Annotated in this window: 17 protein-coding genes; 9 read left to right on the top strand and 8 right to left on the bottom strand. The window is 41.2% G+C overall.

The window, feature by feature from the left end; genetic code table 11:
* Nucleotides 1–9: 9 nt before the first annotated feature.
* Nucleotides 10–1,146: a hypothetical protein gene (locus AC6JA8_RS06035; protein ID WP_497976237.1), complete on the bottom strand. Its 1,137-nt coding sequence runs from the start codon at nt 1,144–1,146 to the stop codon at nt 10–12.
* 69 nt (nt 1,147–1,215) lie between these two features.
* On the opposite strand from AC6JA8_RS06035, the gene grxB reads away from it, so the two are divergent.
* Nucleotides 1,216–1,854, top strand: coding sequence for a glutaredoxin 2 (grxB, locus tag AC6JA8_RS06030; RefSeq protein WP_497976236.1), 639 nt, complete (start codon nt 1,216–1,218; stop codon nt 1,852–1,854).
* On the opposite strand, the gene AC6JA8_RS06025 is transcribed toward grxB, so the two are convergent.
* Complete coding sequence (locus AC6JA8_RS06025; RefSeq protein ID WP_497976235.1) at nt 1,855–2,232, bottom strand: response regulator; 378 nt, start codon at nt 2,230–2,232, stop codon at nt 1,855–1,857.
* A gap of 19 nt (nt 2,233–2,251) precedes the next feature.
* A complete protein-coding gene (locus AC6JA8_RS06020) occupies nt 2,252–4,393 on the bottom strand; it encodes an AarF/UbiB family protein (RefSeq protein WP_497976234.1) in 2,142 nt (713 codons plus the stop codon).
* Between the two features lie 178 nt (nt 4,394–4,571).
* Here AC6JA8_RS06020 and AC6JA8_RS06015 point away from each other — a divergent pair, with 178 nt between their 5' ends.
* From AC6JA8_RS06015 to AC6JA8_RS06000, 4 genes are all read left to right on the top strand, one after another.
* A complete protein-coding gene (locus tag AC6JA8_RS06015; RefSeq protein ID WP_497976233.1) occupies nt 4,572–5,486 on the top strand; it encodes a hypothetical protein in 915 nt (304 codons plus the stop codon).
* A gap of 129 nt (nt 5,487–5,615) precedes the next feature.
* Entirely contained in the window at nt 5,616–6,203 is a 588-nt protein-coding gene (locus AC6JA8_RS06010; protein ID WP_497976232.1) for a hypothetical protein, read from the top strand.
* 259 nt (nt 6,204–6,462) lie between these two features.
* Nucleotides 6,463–7,212: a hypothetical protein gene (locus tag AC6JA8_RS06005; protein ID WP_102242892.1), complete on the top strand. Its 750-nt coding sequence runs from the start codon at nt 6,463–6,465 to the stop codon at nt 7,210–7,212.
* Nucleotides 7,196–7,753: a hypothetical protein gene (locus AC6JA8_RS06000; RefSeq protein WP_497976231.1), complete on the top strand. Its 558-nt coding sequence runs from the start codon at nt 7,196–7,198 to the stop codon at nt 7,751–7,753. The genes AC6JA8_RS06005 and AC6JA8_RS06000 overlap by 17 nt, the downstream gene beginning before the upstream one ends.
* A 12-nt stretch (nt 7,754–7,765) precedes the next feature.
* Here the strand turns inward: AC6JA8_RS06000 and AC6JA8_RS05995 are convergent, their stop codons facing one another.
* Complete coding sequence (locus AC6JA8_RS05995) at nt 7,766–8,179, bottom strand: HIT domain-containing protein (protein ID WP_497976230.1); 414 nt, start codon at nt 8,177–8,179, stop codon at nt 7,766–7,768.
* 10 nt (nt 8,180–8,189) lie between these two features.
* On the bottom strand, nt 8,190–8,792 hold the full coding sequence (gene pdxH, locus AC6JA8_RS05990) for a pyridoxamine 5'-phosphate oxidase (RefSeq protein WP_497976229.1): 603 nt from the start codon (nt 8,790–8,792) through the stop codon (nt 8,190–8,192).
* Nucleotides 8,793–8,882: 90 nt separating this feature from the next.
* Between pdxH and AC6JA8_RS05985 the strand changes: the two genes are divergently transcribed.
* Nucleotides 8,883–9,260 carry a response regulator gene (locus tag AC6JA8_RS05985; RefSeq protein WP_497976228.1) on the top strand — a complete coding sequence of 126 codons (378 nt, stop codon included), beginning with the start codon at nt 8,883–8,885 and terminating at the stop codon, nt 9,258–9,260.
* Here AC6JA8_RS05985 and rlmD read toward each other — a convergent pair.
* Nucleotides 9,238–10,377, bottom strand: coding sequence for a 23S rRNA (uracil(1939)-C(5))-methyltransferase RlmD (rlmD, locus tag AC6JA8_RS05980; protein ID WP_497976227.1), 1,140 nt, complete (start codon nt 10,375–10,377; stop codon nt 9,238–9,240). The two genes, AC6JA8_RS05985 and rlmD, sit on opposite strands and share 23 nt — an antisense overlap.
* 70 nt (nt 10,378–10,447) lie before the next feature.
* On the opposite strand from rlmD, the gene AC6JA8_RS05975 reads away from it, so the two are divergent.
* On the top strand, nt 10,448–11,038 hold the full coding sequence (locus AC6JA8_RS05975) for a glutathione S-transferase family protein (protein WP_102242886.1): 591 nt from the start codon (nt 10,448–10,450) through the stop codon (nt 11,036–11,038).
* On the opposite strand, the gene AC6JA8_RS05970 is transcribed toward AC6JA8_RS05975, so the two are convergent.
* Both AC6JA8_RS05970 and AC6JA8_RS05965 read right to left on the bottom strand, forming a co-directional pair.
* Entirely contained in the window at nt 11,035–12,333 is a 1,299-nt protein-coding gene (locus AC6JA8_RS05970; protein ID WP_497976226.1) for a peptidase MATCAP family protein, read from the bottom strand. The genes AC6JA8_RS05975 and AC6JA8_RS05970 overlap by 4 nt on opposite strands.
* Nucleotides 12,334–12,981, bottom strand: a complete 648-nt coding sequence (locus AC6JA8_RS05965; protein ID WP_497976225.1) for a hypothetical protein — start codon at nt 12,979–12,981, stop codon at nt 12,334–12,336.
* 83 nt (nt 12,982–13,064) lie between these two features.
* Between AC6JA8_RS05965 and AC6JA8_RS05960 the strand changes: the two genes are divergently transcribed.
* Together AC6JA8_RS05960 and AC6JA8_RS05955 are read left to right on the top strand one after the other, a co-directional pair.
* On the top strand, nt 13,065–13,976 hold the full coding sequence (locus AC6JA8_RS05960) for a hypothetical protein (protein ID WP_497976224.1): 912 nt from the start codon (nt 13,065–13,067) through the stop codon (nt 13,974–13,976).
* Entirely contained in the window at nt 13,973–14,557 is a 585-nt protein-coding gene (locus AC6JA8_RS05955; protein ID WP_497976223.1) for a flavodoxin family protein, read from the top strand. The genes AC6JA8_RS05960 and AC6JA8_RS05955 overlap by 4 nt, the downstream gene beginning before the upstream one ends.
* The last annotated feature ends 1 nt before the right edge of the window (nt 14,558 follow it).

Genomic DNA, 14,558 nt, shown 5'->3' with positions numbered 1-14,558 from the left:
GTTGATCAATTAATACTTAATTGTCACGCCTAAAACGTGATAGTTCTCATAAGGCTTGCCGGAAACTTCGCCAAATTTTTTATCCATTGAAGTTCTATGACGTTCGATGCCAATAAAAGGCTTGATAGTGACTTGTCTAAATTTTTTCTCAGCAGAAAGCATAATTCCGCCTTCTCCTCCAGGACCCATGGCCCCCGTTCCTGCTTGAACCCAGGTAGAGAGGGCAAGCCATGGAAGTGATGAGTGCGATAGTTTGTTCTCGGCCTTAGCGCCCACTTCCATCGACATATTCCCAGAGAAGTCCACACTCGCTCCGGCCTTGGCCTCTAAGCGCGTCTGGCATTTCCAGTTTCCGATATTTTTAATCCATTCTTTTCCGACACCACCCATAATGGTCACGGTATTTTTATCTGGCTCTTCATTTAAATATTTGTACTGGATCACATTCATTCCCATTTGTTTTTTATTGAAAGAATGCCACCATTCCTGAACACCACGGCTTAAGTTTCCGTCATCTGTTTCATTGGTAAACTTAAACTCTCCAATCCAGTAAGATTTTTCGGTCTCTGATTTTTTGAAGTTTTTATCCAGGCGCAAATCGAGTGTATTTACTTCGCGGAAGTTTAAATAATATTTTCCGTCAGGGGTTTTTCTGTAACCATCGACTTTGCTGAATTTTCCAAAACCGGTGGAATCTAAATTAAGTTTTAATTCGCCTTCTGTTCCAATCAAACTGTAGTTTAAACCACCGTTAAATGTTCTTCCACGGTCATCGCCATCAAGTGAGCGGGCCTTATCACCCATTTTCTGAAGGCCCCCATGCAAGAAGTTGTCGTTACCAGTGTTGATGGTTAATTCAGAATCGTATTCACCAATCAGTGATTCAAGCAGCGATGGGTCTTTAATTTGTCCGTCTTTAAGTTCACACAGACAGAAAATTTCCTGCCCTTGTGGTTTTTCTACAACCTTTTTTTCTTTCTCGCGTTTTTTGTCACAGTCTTCTTCCGGGACTTTGGACATCACTTTTTTTGACTCTTCTAAAAAATTAAAGCTCACCGCCATCAGGTCTTTGTCTGAAGGAGGTAAAAATTGCTGTGCCAGAAGAGGCGTTGAAGAAAAAAATGTCAACCAAAGTGCTATTTTCATGGGACACTTATCGGTGTATATTGGAGAGAAATTAGTAAGTATTCCCGACCTAATAGAGATCTGACAAATATGAAACTTTACCACTACGTTCATTGCCCTTTTTGTGTCCGCGTCCGCATGGGATTTGGTTTACTGGGTGTAACCTATGAATCTCACGTCACGCCTTATGACGATGAAACAACTCCAGTGAAACTCACGGGAAAAAAGATGCTGCCGATCGTGGAATTCGACGGGCGGGCGATGAATGAAAGTTTAGATATCTTGAAACTTAAAGACCCAAAGAATCTCTTAAAATGGGATGAGCTAGCTAAAAACGAAGCTCTTTTAAACCCACTTCTGTATAAAATCGGCTCTCCTGTTCACTCCCTGGCCATGCCTTATTGGATTTGGACACCGGAGTTTGATGAAAACTCTCGCCGCTATTTTCAAACAAAAAAAGAAGTGAAGCGTGGGCCTTTTAAAGACCTGGTAAAGAATCAACAGACGTTTGTAGATAAATTGAATGCGGTTATTAGCGGAGAGCTTATAACGGAGCTAAAACCGTTTTATAAGAGCTCTGAGCTGACCATCATGGACATCATGATCGCTGCTCATTTATGGGGAATGTATGTTGTGCCGGAGTTTCAATTTGAGCCGAAAGTGCATGAGTATCTGCAGACAGTGAAGAAGATGACTGGTTTTAATTATCACGAAGACTTTTGGAAATAGCTAAGAAGCTCTTAAGAAATGATTCTTAATAAGCAGCGCCGCCTCTTCAATATCAAACGGCTTAAAGATCACCGCTTTTGGGTGAAATGAATTTAAAACTTCGCGCGAGTAATCCATGTACCCGGTAATGAAAAAGACCGGGATATCCCTTTTTTCTCCACGAAGATAAGTCACCAGCTCTGCCCCATTCATCTCAGGCATCGAGATGTCGGTGATCAGGCAGTCAATTTTCTTATTTTGATCGAGGATTTTCTTGGCCTCAACGCCATTGTGAGCAATCAGGACATTAAAAGACAAATCTTCCAGACCTTCTTTAAAGACTTCCAGGAGGCCAGAATCGTCGTCAACAAGCAGAACAGTGGGTTTCACTTTATCCATAAAAAAAGTATAACATCGACTATTTAAAAAACGACTTAAAAATGTCCATGCAATAATTTTTTATTTGTCGTGCCCCTATCTTAACCATGTCGATTTTCTTTAAGGGATACTCATAATCGCGGTCGGCAACAGCGTGCCCCAGGTTTTTTACCGCCGTCTTAACGATGGTGTCCTTGAACATCTCTGTCTCTCCCATACTCTCAGGAAGCTGCTTTAAAAGAAGTGATCCTCGGGCAAAGGCCCCCAGATTGTCTGAGACGAAGTAGTTTTTTTGTACACACCAAACAACCCAGTCCTCTGGTCTTTTATTCGGACTCACCTTCATTTCTGATTCAATGTCTTTTAAAAGTTTCGCACGCAGGTTTTTATCCTGTGAATCCATCGACACCATAAGTCCGTCGGCCAGGGTGTTTGGCGACTTCATATAAGCTCCCGCTCCCACTAATAAGAAAGCGCGTTGGTCTTCTTTTGTCAGCGTTGATGAGAGACCAAAGTCATAAAGCTGAACTTTAATCTTGTTGTCTTCTTCAATTAAAACGATGCGGAAGTTCCCCTGGTGAAGATCGGCGTTCAAGAAACCACTTTTAAAAAGGGCCTCTTCAAACCACATTCTTACCATCTCTTCAGCAACGATCTTTTTTGTGGCCGTATCATCTAATTCAGCAAATTTGACACCGCCACCGGCAAATTCCTGGATATGCAGGTTTGATTTTCCTTCAGGTGGAAGATAAACCTCAGGCACGCGCATCTCCAGCATCTTAAATTTTGGCGAACCAGAAACTTTCACTGAGCGGTTATAGACTTCAAAAGCTTTTTTCTGTCTGGCAACAGCAACACTTAGGTTCACTTCTTCATCGAGGAATTTTTCAACACTATCAATAAGCGTCGACATAATCTTGATATCTTCGACACCTTCTTTGGCAAAGAGAGCTTCGTTTTCAGGAACAAACTGGCGAAGGATGGCGATATCTTCTTTACAGCGTTTGCCAACTCCCGGCTTTAAAAAGCGCAGGGCCACATCCACTTCTTTTTCATCATGCCAGATCTTTGCACGGTTAACCTGAGCGATAGTCCCCGTCCCTAAAGGTTTTTTGATAATATCCTTAACTTCAAATCCCCCTTTATCTGTCTCCACAACTTCGCGTACTAAATGAATAGGAACTTCTTTACCAGAAGACTCTAAAATACCCATGAGCTTAGAGAATTTATCTCCTACCCCTTGTTCTTTTCCAATCTGCTGAAGAACTTTCCCAAGGCCTGGCCCGGTGTTTTGGAATACGATCTTCATCACTTCTTCTTCAGGAAGCTTCGCGCCTCCAGTGACCAGTTCAGACATAATGGTTTTAATCACGTCGTCTGGCATCTTATTAAAGTAATAGTCCATGAACGTCACAACCAGCCTCAACTGAGTGTTGTTCATATCGACGTGACCGCTTTTGGCAATCTCGCTTCCAATGTGCCTGATTCTCGATTCGTGTTTATTAATTTTCTTTTCAATCGTACTAATGGCCTTAAGAATTTTTTCTTCATCTGAGCCATTACTTTCAAGTAGTGTTTCAATTTCATTAAAGCTAGGGTGAAGATCAAAATTCTCTCCCATCACTTTCGTCACGCCTGCCTGGTAATTGGCCCCAAGCTTTTCTTTAGTTGGTTTATCAATACCTTTATAGAGTTGAGAAAGAAGTGAGAGGCCTTGAAGCAAATCAACCTTTACTTTGGGAGCTGGAAGAGAGTCAGCTTCCTTATTAAGGAAACGCAGCTCCTCTTTGAGTGTCCAAAGTGGGGCCTTCTTGATTTCTTTAAACTCATTAATCCCCTGTTTTTCGTTTCTCATATTAGAGAGAATCAGCGGATAGATTTTATTGAAGTATTCAGAGGCTTCTTTATAAATTTTAATTTTGTAAGCATCATCAGCAGATGTAGCTTCGATTAAGTACTTAAGCAGGTTTTCCTGCACAGTCTGAATCTCTTGTTTTCTCGCCAGACTGATATTGCTTTCATAATAACTTTTAAGCTCCTCAATGATCTGATCGACTTCAGAAGCCGCAATCTCACGGCCCTGTTCATGATCGACATGGGTCTTAGGCCAGTACGAGCACGACGAAGCCAGCATTGAGAGGATTAAAGTGACGAGGATAAAATTTATCTTATTTCTATTCATAAGGGTTTTATCGGTTATCTAGTATAAGACCTTATAAAAAGAGAGCTAAGGTATGAAAATAAAATAAAAAACAGCTAGCCTCTTCTACTATCATGGGCTTGTGTAAAGTTTTCAGGTTACTTGAGAATTTTGCTCAAAAAGGTATGGTGACCCAGCTTTACACACACAGGGAAAAAACATGAAAAAAATCATCTTGGCTTCACTTCTGGCAACGTCTGCACTTACTCACGCAAGCGATATCATTGTTTCAAAAGGTGTTAAATCTAACCTTAGAGACTTGATCGAAAAAGACTTAAATGTCCTGGATAACCTTAAGTTTAAAGGCGACACATCGGCTGAAGATCTAAAGATCATCGGACTTCGCAAGGTTGACACTAATTCAGCAACAGGCTGGTTATCAGAAAGAGTTAACTACGTTATCGAAGAAAACGCTTTTACACTTCCAAAACTTCTTATTAAGAAAGTTATCTCAGTTGAGAGATCTGGAGTGACGTTTCCAAACCAGGACGTTCTTCCATACGGTCTTGCTAACGATATGATCAATGAAGAAGAAGAAAAAGGTATCACAGTCATGAGTAACATCGGTGCTGGTATCTATATGGGTGGTAAACAACAAAAACAAGTTTACTCTCTAAAGATCTCAAGAGGTCTGTTAAAGAAATCAATCAAAGCTGTCGTTGAATCTCCAAGAGTGGGAATCATCCAGATTGGTGAAGGTCTCTTCATGCCTCAGGTTAACCCTAACAAGGCAAACAAAGAAGCTGTAGCAAACTCTATCTACCGCCTTGGTGTTTTCTTCCACGAAGCACGCCACAGTGATGGTAATGGCGTGAGCCTTGGTTTCACTCACTCGAAATGCCCAGCAGGTCATAACCTTGAAGGGGCCTACGCTTGTGATGAAAACTTAAACGGACCTTATACGGTTGGTGCTATCTTTACTGCTGAAATGCTGAAAGCTTGTGGGGATCAGTGTTCAGAGCAAGAGAAGTCTGCCCTACTGGCAGAGATCCTGGACTCTTACTCAAGAGTTGTTAAAATCAACAAAAAAGGCGTTCCATCTACACACTGGGATGCGACTCCAGAGAGTCTATAACTCTAGAATAATCAAAGGCCTGGGTGATCCCGGGCCTTTTTATTTTGGCCTTGCCGAGCTTTTTACTAAAGTATTTTACCTGCCTCACCGACAAGCTTCATAGACCTTAAACTACTAAAGGAAAAACTTATGAAGGCGAATCTATTAATCCTGACATTATTAACAGTTGCAACAGTCTCTGTGCAGGCCAAGGAAGTTCTTTATACTGAAGGTGGAAAAGCATCATATGCTGCTTACCCGGTTTCAGATTATAAATTCCCTAATCAGCAAGTGGCAGTAACTGATAATGAAAAAGACATGAAGATTGCCAATCTTAATAAGCTGCTTGATCAGCAACAAAGACTTTACGAAGAGAAAATCACATATCTTGAAGATGAGTTAAAAAAATCAAAAGATCGTTTAATTGAGAAATCAATTAACACTGATAAAATGACTGCTCTAACTGAAAAGCGCTATAGCGAAGAAACAGCTTACCTGAAAAAGGAGCTGGTTGCTAAGACGAGAACAGTAATGGAGTATCAAAGACAACTTGAAAAAATGAAACCTGCAGATGATATGAAAAACCTTATTAAGGTTAATACTGAGCTTGCTCTAGAGCTTAGAAAATCAAACGACCAGCTGGCGATTATCCAACTTAAAGGCAATGAGGCCATTGCACAGAAAGTTGAAGAAAAAGCAGTTACTGGCGGAAGAATGCCTGCAAGTGTTGGAAAATAAAATTTTAGCTTCGCAATCTTAAGGGCAGGTCATCCTGCCCTTTTTTTTTGCCACTTTTTCGGAATTTTTGGCGACTCTAAATTTTCTTTAAAATCGCCCTCAAACCCTCGTATCCCTTCACTTTTCTCCAAGTATCCCCGACTCCTATTGAAGCTCTCACTCATTTCTCTAAAATAGGTTCAATCAACATTGGGATTTTGTCAGCTGCACGTTTTTGGACTTTAGAACAAAATCGCAACAATCAAAGAAAGAAACCATTATGAGAACAATCTCCATTCTGGCCTTTACGAGCTTTCTAGTTCTTTGGGGAGTTTACTTCTTCCTAAAAGACAACGATCGCTCACAAAAGGCACAAGTGACAAGCGCTGAAGTTCTTGATGAGAATCTTAAATCTGAAGGGAGTGTGCTTTCAGCTAAAAGAAAGCGCGACCTGGACAAAATCGGAGCCGTTATTAATGAGAACAACGTTCGCATTGATGACTCTACTCGCGAAGAAATCAAGACTGCGAAACAAGGGTACGAGACAAAAGAAGGTGTAAAAGAATTGCAGGCCATGCTGGAACAAAGTTATATGGACCGCAATAGCACCATCAAAGACATCAAACGTATTCAAGACGCAATCATTGAGAAGAAAAACAAGTTAAAAGAAACTGTGACTAACACTGAAAAGTGGGACCCGCGTTTCGTGTACTACCTGATGATTCAGGAAAATTACACTTATCCGGAAATCAACATGATCAAATCGCTTGCTGAAAACGGTCTGAACATGGAAGAAATTGAATACATCAATGAGCTGATCCGCGAAGACTCTTTCATGGATAGAATTATGGCATTCAAGTCTCAAGGAGACATCAGCCGTACAGTAGCTTCTTTCAAAAAGACAAAAAAGAAAGAAGTGGATGATTTCATCGACGACGTTAAAGATGGTCCGTCGATTGAAGATAAGTTAATTGAAATGAATTACAACCAAGATGAAAAAGAGGAAATGATCTATGGGAACAATCAATAATCAGGACCACACTATGCAAACAACTAAAAAAAGAATCCCGCTCGTCAGCTTACTATTGCGTGAAAAGAAATTCTTGATCAACAACGACTTTCAGATCCAGTTCATGATCTCACTGCTCCTCATCTCGATCTGTTCAATGTCGGTGATCTACCTGGCAAACGATTACTTTTTCCACTCTTATATGCAGCGAGGAGAAGCACTTAATCTTCCTCCTGATCACCCTTTCTTTTTAATGATTCACGAACAGAAACAATTTATGACAAACGTTTTCATAGTAGTGGCCCTAAGCATCTCGGGAATCGCTGGACTCTGGGGGCTCTTCTACTCACACAAGATCGCGGGGCCTTTATACCGTCTGCAACGTTATTTCACTCAGGCCGCTATGGAGAGTGCTCCGCTTAAACAAAAGATTTATTTCCGTGATGATGACTTTTTCCAGGAAGTACCGGAATCAATCAACAAGTATATTGATTCAATCGGTGCCGGCGGAGCAGAAAAAACCATTGCCGGCACGACTGAGGATAGTAATAAAGTGGCTTAAAAGTTATAAGATTTATTCGACGTATTCAGAAAAATTCGACTTTAAGTTTTCAAGCTCAAGTTCATCAAATTCAATCGTGGTCGGTGATCCCCAAATGGGTCCCGGCCACGCTCTGTCTGTAGGGTATCTGGCAATGACATGGATATGCAGCTGCTGAACGATATTGCCAAGGGAGCCGACATTTAATTTATGCGGCTGATAGTGCGACTTTAAAAACTCCGAGACGATCGAAATTTCTTCCATCAGCATTGTTTGTTCTTCGTGGCTCAAATCCACCAACTCGACTGCACCTGTCTTTCTGGGAACCAGAATGAACCAAGGGTTCTCTTTATCATTTTTTAAAAAGATAGTACTAAGACCCAAATTGGCAATAAAAACTGAGTTTTGCTCAATGACTGGGTCAACGGTAAATCTGTTGGCGTTCATAAATCTCTTCCTAAGGCTGTAAACGAGTGATCATCCAATCGTTGTTTTGTTTTGTAAAAAGGAAACGGTCGTTAATACGATAATCTCCATAGACAAAAAATTCAAATTCATAAGGCTCAAAATAAAAGCCTCCCCACGTTGCGGGCAGTGGAATATCCTTTCCATCAAATGCTTTGGTCGCTTCTTCCAATTTCTTCATTAGAGCATCTTTATCAGCAATCGGAGAACTCTGCTCTGAGATATAAGAAGCCAACTGACTTTGTCTGTCGCGGGACTGAAAATAACGGCGGGAACTGGCCTCATCCATTTTCTTGACAGTTCCTTGAATACGAACCTGACGCTTCGAAACGTGCCAGTAGAACAATAAACAAGCTTCATTGTTGACCTCTAGCTCGCGCCCTTTCGTGCTTTTGTAGTTCGTATAAAAGGTCAGTTTTCCCTCTGAAAGACCTTTAAAAAGTACAGTTCTTGAATCTGGGCGGCCGTGAAAAGTATCAACTGTCGAGAGAGTCATTGCCTCTGGATTTTGTTCTACTTTCTTGGCATCATTGTACCAACTGGAAAATGATTCTAATGGATCTTTGTTTAGATAATAGTTGATTAGGTTATCCATATAATTCCTAAACTTTCTTAAGTTTAAATTAATCTTGGTAGTCTTCTCTTTACTCTACTTTATTCCGATAGATTAAAAAAAGAAAATAATATGAAAAGATTTAAAATCCTGATTGTTGAAGATGAAGAAATGCTACTCGATTTATTCGAGATGCTGATCTCTAGCGAAGTAGACTGCGAGATCACAACTGCATCGAATGGACATGAAGCAATGGACATCCTGAATCAGGACAGCGATTTTCAATTAGTCATTTCAGATTATAAAATGCCACGCGCTTCAGGTGGAGAGTTATATCACTTCAACTCTATCCGTCAGAATATTCCTTTCTTTCTTTTTTCTGGTGGAGACCTGGAAGACTATCCGGAATTCGCTGAATTTTATAAGACAAATCCCAACAATCGTTTCTTTAATAAGCCTTTCAATGAGAAGCTGCTTATCACTGAAATCAAGCGCCTTTATAATTCATAACCACCAGCGTTTCAAAGTGTTCCGTATAGGGAAACATATCGAAAATTTGCGCGCGTGAAATCGTGTAATGCTCTTTCATCATTTCATAATCGCGGGCCAGCGTTTCTGCATTACAGCTCGAGTATATAATCACTTTTGGGCCAAGCTTCAGCAAGCTCTTGACAATATTTTCATTGAGCCCACGGCGTGGAGGATTCACCAAAATGGCCTCGTACGCAGCCCCTTGGGTCTTTAAAAACGCTTCGACATCAAGGGCCTCGAAACCAATCTCACCTTTGATTTTATTTTTAGCAACCGCACTCTTGGCCGACTCAATCGCCTCTTTGGAAATCTCCACCCCAAATACACGCTCTGCATTTTGAGCGGCAAAAAATGAGAAGGCCCCTACGCCACAATAAAGATCCAGAAACGACTGGATGTTATAATCGCGCACCACATCTCCAGCGGCCTTATAAAGCTTGCCAGCGATTTCCGGCGAGACTTGAAAAAAGCTTCTAGGCCCCAGGCTTAAAGTCACATCACCAAAAACGTGAGTGATATTTTGCTCGCTCGTCAGGACAATCTCTTCATCACCTTCAAGCACTGCTTTGTGTTCCGGCTGAATATTGGCCGTCACCACTTTGATCGCCGGAAACTTTATTAAAAGCTCCGCCGTCATTTTTCTTAAACGATCCAGCGATTCTTTTGAGCGCAGGACAAAACGCAGAAGAAACTCTTCACGCCCTTGAGTCTTGGAGAGAATTAAGTATTTTAACTCTCCCTTTTTATCTGCCAGCGAGTAAGGTGGAATTTTAAATTGTTTTAACTCTAACTTTAAATGCGGCAGCAGCTCATTCATGCCTGGCATGTGCAGAGGACATTCTTCCAGGTCTTTAAATTGGAGTGTACCGTCGACGATCCCAAATTGAATATGATCTAACTCACCAAAGACCGCAAACTTTGCTTTATTTCGCGAACCTTCCGCGGCCAAGACGCCTACCGTCGGCATTAGTTCCAATTTTGTGCCTGAAAAAAGCGCTTGTAGCTTCTTTTCTTTAAGCGCCAGTGTCTCCTGATAGGAAAGATCCAGAAGTCCACAAGAGCGGCAATGATTGGCCTTAAACCAATGACAGTCCATAATAATCCAATTGATTTCTTAAATGTTAAAAAGTAGCTTTATCATACCACACTTTAAAGGAAAATGACTTATGGCACTTACATTAATCGGCTCTTTCACTTCACCTTACGTTAGAAAAATCCGCCTGCTGCTATGGGAGGATAAAAGCGTTGAATTCAGACCAGTAAATTACTTTGAAGAAGAAGGAAATAAATACTTAAAGGCGATCAATCCCTTCAACCAGCTTCCCATGATGCTCGATGGAGACCAACCGATTTATGACTCGCGCGTGATGTTTAATTACATTACAAAAAAGAAAGGCCTTAAGCCACTTACGATTGAAGAAGAGAATATTCTTTCGGCCATTGATACGACTCTGGCCAGCGCTGTAAATCTTTTTTCTCTAAGAAAAGGCGGCATTGATATTGATGCTGGCAACCACTACTTTATCGAGCGCCAAAAAGAGCGCCTGCCTTCCCTTCTAAACCTGATTACTCCATGGGCAAAAACTCAGGAGCCGGCAAAAGACTGGAACTTCCTGACGATGAGTCTTTACTCTCTGCTTTACTGGCTGGAGTTTAGAGAAATGTATGACATTAAAAAGCACCCGGATTTAGTAAACTTCATGGAACGATTTAAAAATTGTCCTGGGGTCGCTGAAACAGATATCCCGAAGGCCTAAGCAATCTTTTTAAATGGATTGGTCACTTCTAAATTCTTTTTCTCCTGGAACATATCTTCCAGTTTCATGCGGTTTAAGAAATTAGAAAAGGCCATCCAGATCGCCAGACCATTGAGGTCTTTGATTTGTGGTGGAAGATATTTTGGCAGGGTAATCACACCCTCGTCATGAAAATCTTTTAATACCGGAAGCTCATCCAACGTCACTTTCCCGGCAAATAAAAATGGAATGAGGTCCGCTCGTCCTTCTTTAATCGACATACGCATGAAATTGTAAATCATAACGAAGCCTTTTAAATAAGAGATGTCTTTAGTGAAAGGAGATCCGCCTGTAATAGGCGCTCCTCTAAAAATACGGCCGGCGTTTTTAACGGCCTGGTAATCTTCCTGTCCTTTATCTTTAAAGAACCTGATGACTTCTAAAAGATCCGCTCCGTCTTCGGCCATCTGACAGGCCACAAGGCGATCGTTTAGCCTCTTTGCTCTTCTTGGGAACATGGCAAAGTTAAAGAGCTCCATCGTTACCGCAAGGCCTTCTTGTGTCGCCGTCGAGCACGGTGGCCCCTTCGCAAGCCATTTAGCGTAAGGCTGGTTTTGTCCATTGAGAGTTGTCCCTAAATGAACCCATCCTTCATGAACTTCAAAAATATCCAGGTCCTTTTTCGAAAACTTCAAATCACTTTTAATTTTAATATAGTCAGACCCGGCAGACGCATCAGAGATAATCCCGTCGGAGAGTTTAACTTTTATGCGTTCGTCTTTAAAGTATTCACCTAAACGGATTTTAAGCTCACCGACCACTTGCTCTGAAGAGAGTGTACGCTCCAGGCTCTCTCCCAGCATATTTTCATCAAGTGAATTTAAAAGTCCGCTCATCACATGGGCCAGGTCACTGAGTTTCGTTTTACCGTCGCCCATAACTTCATTAGCACTGCCATAAAGCTTTTTTGAATAATCGTAAAAATCGCTCTTTCCTCTGGCCATCAGCATGCGGATGACATCCTCATACTGGATGCAGTTTCTCGTCATGATCAATCCCAATGGATCGTTTGCTCCGAGCTCGCGCTGGATTTTCAAACGCAGCTCTTTAAACTCCTGGAGTTTTTTAAGCGGATCATACTTTAACGGGCGATTGTCGTAGGAAATTTCGGGAAGTTCTTTGAATTTATTTTTAACCAGAAAGTCTTCAACACCTTCTGACCATTTCACTGAATCGAGAATTTGAATGGGTTTTTGCAGCTCATTTAAAATGAGAGAAAGCTCCAGGATAATATTCTTGTACTTCTGGTCCTTCATCTATTTCTTTTCTGCTTCCTTAAAGCTGACATTGTAGCCGCTTCCCCAAAACTTTTTATCGACTTCTTCTTTGCTGGAAGGCTCGCCAAAATGTTTTACTTCAATTCGGTATTTATCTGAGTTGATATCCCTCTTATAAAACTTCACTTCAATCAAATCCTCTTCCCCTGCTTTAAGCTTGGGAAGATTTTTTAAATTAAGTGAAATTTCTTCATCCACATATTGAGTCATGTACATTAAACAATCGATAATGATTGAACCGTTGTACGGGTTAGAACCAAAATAAGTTTTTGCACACGTTCTGTAGTTATTTTTAAATGGCAGATCAACCTTCGCCGGTGTTTCACTCGTGCGTTTGATAAAAACCACATAAGGCTCATTATCGCGGCGGTAAAATGGTTTTCCTAAATCAACACTCTTTTTATCAAGCGTCACTTTTAAATCAGGTTCTTTCTCGGCGCACCCCGGGCATTTAGCTGGAAGAGTTCCGGCCGCTTTAACTTCCTGGTTAATGGTAGTGACGTCATGGAGATTTTTAATCATCTCATGACCGGCCTCCTGGGTATTTTCCTCGGCGTAAGAGCGAGTAACACCAAGAAACCCCAGTGATAAAAGCGAAAGAAAAGTAATGGTATTTAGGCTTTTCATAGTGGACTTATCGGCGTCTTTAAGGCTAAACTTGAGCGAGTTAATAAGGTTTATTTTCTCTATTAATTTCAAATGGTTAAACAATGAAAAACCGCCAGGGTTCCTACAAAAAAGTCCTGATGGCCGAAAGCTTTTTGGCCCCGCACAGGCACACCCTGATTAAAAATATTGATGCTCTCCTTGAACGCGGACTCTCACCCTTTGAACTTTGCACACTCTATATTTTATTGTTTCTAAGAGTCCGCCACCAAAAGAACTGGCTGCAAAAAAAAGAAAAATTCACTCCCTCTCATGAAGGAAAAAAACTGCTCGATCTTATTCCTGAGAGTTTTCAATTAACGGAATGGGAAAAACAAAAACTCGAAGGCATTAGCGCCGTCGAACTTTTTCAATACTTCAACTTAAAAGGCATACCTTTGGCCGTCAATCGTACGATGGTTAACTGGGCCCAGGGCACATGGAAGATTGAAGTGCTCACTCATATCCCAAGTCCTCGAGAGCTTCTTCGCATGCAGGTAAAAAACACCAGATGCATTACTCTCACAGTAAAACACGAAGAGATCGACCAACTGGTTCTCTCTTCGCGCGATCCTTTAAGTTTCGTGCTTCACGATCTTCACCATGCAGATCATTTCTTTAACAGTGAATACAGCTTAAAAGGACAGTTAGGTTTTTATTCACTCGTGGATAAAGTCTACGATCAGCCGCTTTTAAAAAAATCGCTTAAAGAAGATTCACAATTTAAATCTGAATTCGACTACGTGGTTTCAGACATGAATGCTTACGTGATTCATCTTTTTAAGTGCTTTAAGTCCGCTTTCACCAGAACAGATGAAAAGCTGGAGACAAAAGTTTTCCCTGAACTTCTAGAATGGTGGCAAATGCCTCTTGAGGCGAAGTCAGCGGCCCACAAACTCAACACACCAGATTTTCAGGAAGAAGATGAAACCCATTTGAGACTTTTCTTTGAAAACTCTCAGGAGATTTTTGCATGAAAAAGATTCTTATCTTAAACGGAAGTCTCACTGGAAAATCCGGCAACACTGAACATTTAATTACTGAATTAAGAAAGCACTTAAAAAACAGAAGCACTTCATGTGAAGTTGTTGAACTCAACGAGTTCATGGATAAAAAAATCTCACTTCCTGAGTTAAAAGAAAAACTTCAAGAGGCCCACGGTTTTATTTTTACCAGCGGAACTTACTGGGACAGTTGGGGGAGCCCGATGCAGTACTTCCTGGAAGCGACAACGGAGTTTGAAGCTTCTGATGTCTTCGTTGGTAAGTCTGCGGCCGTTTTAATCACAATGCACGCAGTGGGTGGAAAAGGTGTTTTATCAAGGCTTCAAGGCGTCTTAAACACCCAAGGGCTCCTTATCCCGCCAATGAGTGGAATGGTCTACTCCCTTGCCCAGCAACTGGCGCTCACAACAGAGTCGACTTTTGCTGAAGATTTCTGGAGTCTCGAAGACACAGAAATTATCGTCCACAACTTACTTGTAAGCTTAAATCAACAAACTGATTATAAAACCTGGCCGGTCGATCACAAAGACCCAAAAAGAATTTGGATCAAATAGC

Source organism: Bacteriovorax sp. HI3, assembly GCF_059738875.1.
Note: the sequence above shows the minus strand (reverse complement) of the source record. Positions and strands in the feature narration are given on the sequence as shown.

What these genes read in the sequence shown, in the direction of transcription:
- grxB (WP_497976236.1), top strand. Translation starts at nt 1,216, where the DNA reads ATGAAACTTTACCACTACGTTCATTGCCCTTTTTGTGTCCGCGTCCGC.
- AC6JA8_RS05975 (WP_102242886.1), top strand. Translation starts at nt 10,448, where the DNA reads ATGGCACTTACATTAATCGGCTCTTTCACTTCACCTTACGTTAGAAAA.
- AC6JA8_RS05970 (WP_497976226.1), bottom strand. Translation starts at nt 12,333, where the DNA reads ATGAAGGACCAGAAGTACAAGAATATTATCCTGGAGCTTTCTCTCATT.
- AC6JA8_RS06005 (WP_102242892.1), top strand. Translation starts at nt 6,463, where the DNA reads ATGAGAACAATCTCCATTCTGGCCTTTACGAGCTTTCTAGTTCTTTGG.
- AC6JA8_RS06000 (WP_497976231.1), top strand. Translation starts at nt 7,196, where the DNA reads ATGGGAACAATCAATAATCAGGACCACACTATGCAAACAACTAAAAAA.
- AC6JA8_RS05985 (WP_497976228.1), top strand. Translation starts at nt 8,883, where the DNA reads ATGAAAAGATTTAAAATCCTGATTGTTGAAGATGAAGAAATGCTACTC.
- AC6JA8_RS06035 (WP_497976237.1), bottom strand. Translation starts at nt 1,146, where the DNA reads ATGAAAATAGCACTTTGGTTGACATTTTTTTCTTCAACGCCTCTTCTG.
- AC6JA8_RS05955 (WP_497976223.1), top strand. Translation starts at nt 13,973, where the DNA reads ATGAAAAAGATTCTTATCTTAAACGGAAGTCTCACTGGAAAATCCGGC.
- pdxH (WP_497976229.1), bottom strand. Translation starts at nt 8,792, where the DNA reads ATGGATAACCTAATCAACTATTATCTAAACAAAGATCCATTAGAATCA.
- AC6JA8_RS06020 (WP_497976234.1), bottom strand. Translation starts at nt 4,393, where the DNA reads ATGAATAGAAATAAGATAAATTTTATCCTCGTCACTTTAATCCTCTCA.
- rlmD (WP_497976227.1), bottom strand. Translation starts at nt 10,377, where the DNA reads ATGGACTGTCATTGGTTTAAGGCCAATCATTGCCGCTCTTGTGGACTT.
- AC6JA8_RS06010 (WP_497976232.1), top strand. Translation starts at nt 5,616, where the DNA reads ATGAAGGCGAATCTATTAATCCTGACATTATTAACAGTTGCAACAGTC.
- AC6JA8_RS05995 (WP_497976230.1), bottom strand. Translation starts at nt 8,179, where the DNA reads ATGAACGCCAACAGATTTACCGTTGACCCAGTCATTGAGCAAAACTCA.
- AC6JA8_RS06015 (WP_497976233.1), top strand. Translation starts at nt 4,572, where the DNA reads ATGAAAAAAATCATCTTGGCTTCACTTCTGGCAACGTCTGCACTTACT.
- AC6JA8_RS05965 (WP_497976225.1), bottom strand. Translation starts at nt 12,981, where the DNA reads ATGAAAAGCCTAAATACCATTACTTTTCTTTCGCTTTTATCACTGGGG.
- AC6JA8_RS06025 (WP_497976235.1), bottom strand. Translation starts at nt 2,232, where the DNA reads ATGGATAAAGTGAAACCCACTGTTCTGCTTGTTGACGACGATTCTGGC.
- AC6JA8_RS05960 (WP_497976224.1), top strand. Translation starts at nt 13,065, where the DNA reads ATGAAAAACCGCCAGGGTTCCTACAAAAAAGTCCTGATGGCCGAAAGC.